2 protein-coding genes are annotated in these 5,013 nt (G+C 54.4%); both read left to right on the forward strand.

The annotated features are described in order from the left end of the window. Positions 1 to 213 precede the first annotated feature (213 nt). Positions 214 to 3,297, forward strand: a complete 3,084-nt coding sequence (locus ACEW8P_RS17130; RefSeq protein ID WP_373514294.1) for a SusC/RagA family TonB-linked outer membrane protein — start codon at positions 214 to 216, stop codon at positions 3,295 to 3,297. A 63-nt stretch (positions 3,298 to 3,360) separates the two neighbouring features. Then, entirely contained in the window at positions 3,361 to 4,914 is a 1,554-nt protein-coding gene (locus ACEW8P_RS17135; RefSeq protein WP_373514295.1) for a SusD/RagB family nutrient-binding outer membrane lipoprotein, read from the forward strand. The last annotated feature ends 99 nt before the right edge of the window (positions 4,915 to 5,013 follow it).

Below are 5,013 nucleotides of genomic sequence, written 5' to 3' on the forward strand. Positions count from 1 at the left end.
GTGCCTGACCAATATTTTGTCAGAATCAGCTCAGTCGATGGTAGTTTTAGTGGCGTGGCTTCCCCACTTTGCGAAAAGATTGGGGAATTCTGCCTAACAAGAATCACCTTAAGCTGTTACCGGATAGCAGCCATCGCTAAAATTTTGTAAGATTCTACTTAGCTTTGTTTCAAATGTTTCACCTATACCTCTACTCAAAAATCCTTTCTATTTATGAAAAAACTACTATTCACTATGCTGGTGTTACTTGTAGCAACGGCAGGAAACGTGTTCGCGCAGAACCGCGCCCTTACCGGCACGGTCAACGATGAGAACGGACAGCCCCTGCCTGGGGCCAGCGTTCTACTGAAAGGTACCACGCGCGGTACTAACACCAATGCCGAAGGTAATTTTACCCTCAACGTGAACGGCGCAGGTACGCTGATCATTTCGACGGTGGGCTACGCCACCAAAGAGATACCCTTCACTGCCAACCAAACGACCGTCACCACCAGCCTCGACGACGACATTCGCAGTCTGGGCGAGGTAGTTGTGACGGCTCTCGGTATCACGAAGGAAGAAAAAACCCTCAGCTACGCCACGCAACAAATCGACACCAAGACCTTCGCCAAGGCCAAGGAACTCAACGTAGCCAACTCGCTCATCGGGCGCGTAGCTGGTCTTGACGTGGCCCGTTCGGCCTCTGGGCCGGGTAGTTCGTCCCGCATCGTGTTGCGCGGCGACCGCTCCATTGCGGGCAACAACCAAGCCCTGATTGTGGTCGATGGCGTGCCGATGGATAACAGTAACTTCAGCCCCGGCAATGCCAACGGCGGCCGCGACGGTGGCGATGGCCTTAGTAGTGTCAACCCCGATGACATCGAGTCGATCAACGTGTTGCGGGGGGCGGCGGCAACGGCCCTCTACGGAAGCCGCGCTTCTAACGGTGCCTTGCTGATAACCACCAAAAAAGGCACTTCGCGCCGGGGCCTGGGCGTGAGCATCAACAGTTCGTTCCTGGCCGAGCAGCCAATGTTCCTGCGTAAGCTACAGAACGAGTACGGCCAGGGCAGTGCCGGGCAATACAGCGAGCGTTCGGAATTTAGCTGGGGCCCCAAGATGACCGGGCAGTCGGTGAAGCTGTGGGGCAAGGATCCCGAGACGGAGGGCCAGACCTACAACATGACCCCGCAGCCCAACAACTACGAAGATTTTTACTCGACGGGCAACCAAATCTCCAACTCCTTGGCTATCACGGGTGGTAATGACAAAACTCAGACGTACTTTTCCTACACTAATGTGGGGGCCAAAGGAATCGTGGACAACAACAAGTTGCGACGGAACATCCTCAACCTACGTATCACTAACCAGTTGGGAGACAAACTATCGCTGGATTCTAAGGTCACTTACCTGAATGAGAATATTGACAATCGCCAGTTTACAGGCGAAAACTACGCTAATAACCAGCGTCACATCCTGCGGATACCTCGCAACATCCAGACGGAACACGCAATGAACTACGAATATGTAGATCCCAGCACGGGAAAGCTACGCCACAACTTCTGGAACCCTGGCTCGAACGGCGGCGAGAACCCTTACTGGATCAAAAATCGCGTACTCACCGAAGACAAACGCGACCGCATCACGGGTTTTTCCAGCCTTACCTATAAGGTCATCCCCGGCCTGAGCATCACGGGCCGCGCCGGACTGGATCGCTACGTGGACAAGTACGAGGCCAAGTATTACAACGATACATATACCATCGCCGACAACGGTGAATATAATACGAGCTGGCGCGAGATTTCGGAACTGAACCTGGATCTGTTTGCTATCTACGATAAGCGGATTTCCCCTAACTTATCGGTGAATGCCGTGGTAGGGGCCAACCGCTTACGCCGCGACCGCCTCGACCAGAATACGGCAAATGGAGGTCTTAATCGCGACAATCTGTTCATTACCACTAACGCACGCAGCCCACAGTCCGACCGTCGGGTGACTGAGACCGAGAAACAAGGGGTGTTTGCCACGGCAGATTTCACCTTTAAAGATGCCCTGACGATTTCGGCTTCGGCCCGTAACGACTGGTCTTCGACGCTGCCCAAGGATAACCAGTCCTATTTCTATCCATCGGTGGGCTTCTCGGCGATCCTTTCCAATATTCTCGCCCTGCCAGCAGCCATTTCATTTGTAAAGGTTCGAGGTACTTACGCTCAGACGGGTAACGACGCCTCGCCCTACCTACTAAATCAGACCTACACTTTTGGAGTGGGGGGGCCAAATGGTTATATCTCCCGTGACAACGTGAAGCCTTTCCCTGATTTGAAGCCAGAGCTGACCACCTCACTGGAAGCAGGTCTCCAAATGAAGTTCTTAGGCGACCGAGTGGGCTTCGACCTGGGCTGGTACACCAGCGATTCCAAAAACCAACTCTTTCGGGTGTCGATTCCGCCCGCTTCAGGCTGGTCGCAGGAATACATCAACGCGGGACTGGTACGTAACTCTGGCATTGAACTGACTTTTAACGCCACGCCCGTCAAAGCGGAGAAACTGCGTTGGGACATCGATCTCAATTACTCGGCCAATAAGAACAAGCTGGTCGAACTCACGCCCGAATTGAAAGTGTACAATCTTGCGGGCGACTTTATGAACAGTGTGCGGGCCATTGAAGGTCGGCCACTCGGCGAACTGTACAGCCGGGGCTACCAGCGCAACGCGCAGGGACAAGTGCTGGTGGACAAACTCGGACTGCCTCTTGTCACGCCCGGCCTAACGGCCTACATGGGCAACTCCCGCCCGACCTGGATTGGCGGCATCGGCAACCGGGTGTCATATGGCAACCTGTCGCTCAACTTCCTAATCAGCGCCCGCATCGGCGGTGTGGTGTCATCCTTCACCAACGCCATCATCTACGCCGACGGCATTCCCGAAGCTACGCTCGAAGGGCGCGACTCTTATGTTTTCCCCGGAGTACTGGAAGACGGAACGCCGAACAATATTCCGACGACGGCCGAAAAATACTGGCTGAAAGTAGGGGGCCGTAACGCCCCGGCGGGCGAGGTGTTTACGTATAGTGCGTCCAATATCCGTCTTCGTGAAGTAACGTTGAGCTACGCGATTCCCCGGAAGCTGACCGAAAGAACTCCCTTCGAGGGGGTTTCCATCTCGTTGGTGGGCCGTAACTTGTTCTTTCTCTTGAACAACGCCGACGGCTTCGATCCCGAACTTACGGCCGGTGCGCAGGATACTACGGTGGGCCTGGAGTCGTTCTCCCTACCGTCAACCCGGACCATCGGTGTCAACCTGAGCCTTTCCTTTTAACCAGACATACTGTCCTCTCTTAGTTTTGTCTAAGAATTGTTATCAACCAGAAATTTTATCAAAATGAAAAAAGTCAAACTACTTGCCATTCCTGCCCTTCTGGTGGTAATGATGCTCGGATTCAATGCCTGTACCGAGAATTTTGAAGACCTGAACACCGATAAGTCGAAACTTACCGAACTGGATGCAGCCGGCGTAGGTAACGCCTTTGCGGCGGCACAGTACCGATCCATCCAGGCCAGCTGGCAGACTTTCCAAAGCCTGTTTGCCGATTTACAATCCCAGTTTTTTGCCAATACGGCCGTTAACTTTGACTCTGATCGGAACGTGATGGTAGGCAACTGGCTCAACGGGGCCTGGAACGGCTTCTATGGCAACGCCATTTCGCCCATGCTGGGGGTTTTGGACAATACCAAGCCGGGTGGCCCCAGCGAGAACGCGGCGGTTTACGCAATGATGAACATCTGGAAGGTACAGATGTTCTTGCCCCGCACCGATTATTGGGGACCAATTCCTTACTCTCAGGTTGGGAACGGCGCCAAGAGCGTCGAGTACGATTCACAGGAATTCGTTTATAAGGATTTCCTGAAATTACTGAAAGACGGCGCGGCCAGTCTTCAAGCCTTCAAAGGAAAGAATGTACTGGGTAACAACGACCAAGTCTATCAGGGCAACGTGGACAAGTGGATTCTGTTTGCCAACACCATGCGGCTGCGCGTGGCTATGCGGATGTCGAAGGTGGAACCTGCTTTGGCTAAAACAGAAGCCGAGGCGGCAGCAGCGGGCGGATTGCTGTCCACCAACGCCCACGATGCATTTCTGGCGGTAACCACCAACTCCCGCAACCCGATGGCCCAGGCCACTGCCTGGAACGAGTTCCGCATGAGCGCGGCGATGGAAAGTACCTTGAAGGGCTACAGCGACCCCCGTATGAGCAAGTACTACGCACCCGTGCCAGGTACCACCACCTTCAAGGGACTGCGCAACGGCTATTCCAAGGCGCAGTTGGGCCTGGAACCTAACGCTCCGGGTAATAATTCCAACGTCAACGACCGCTTCCTGCCCGACAACCAGTTCACAACCCCCTTCCTGATTATGAATGCCGCCGAGGCGCATTTCCTGAAAGCGGAAGGCGCTTTGAAAGGCTGGAACATGGGACCGGGAACGGCGCAGGAATTCTACGAAAAGGGCATCGAGACTTCCATGAAGCAATGGGGAATCACCGATGCGGCCGCCATCAGTGCCTACATCAACGGTACTTCCACACCCATCGCCTTGGATGCAGGCCACGCCGTGAAGACGCCGCCTATGACTGACATCCCCGTAAAGTGGGCAGCGACTCCAGCCAAGCAGCTAGAGCAGGTAATCACTCAAAAGTGGCTGTCGCTCTACCCCAATGGCCATGAGGCCTGGGCCGAGTACCGCCGCACGGGCTATCCCAAGCTGTATCCGCGGCTTAATTCGGATAATCCCGAAGTACCCGCTACCGCAATAGTGCGGCGGACGCCCTACACGCAGGGCGAGTTCAACACCAATAAGCCTGGTGTGGATTCGGGAATCAAGCTATTGGGCGGGCCAGATAACTCTGCCACTCGGCTGTGGTGGGATAAGCCCTGACGGCTTGACGGCTAGGGCGTCCTGAGAATGCAAAGAGCCGCTTTCCGAGAGAGCGGCTCTTTTTTGATTGATGGTTTACGTTCAGTATATGATTTCCTC

Origin of the sequence: Persicitalea sp. (assembly GCF_041751555.1) — a bacterium.
Lineage (GTDB): Bacteria > Bacteroidota > Bacteroidia > Cytophagales > Spirosomataceae > Persicitalea.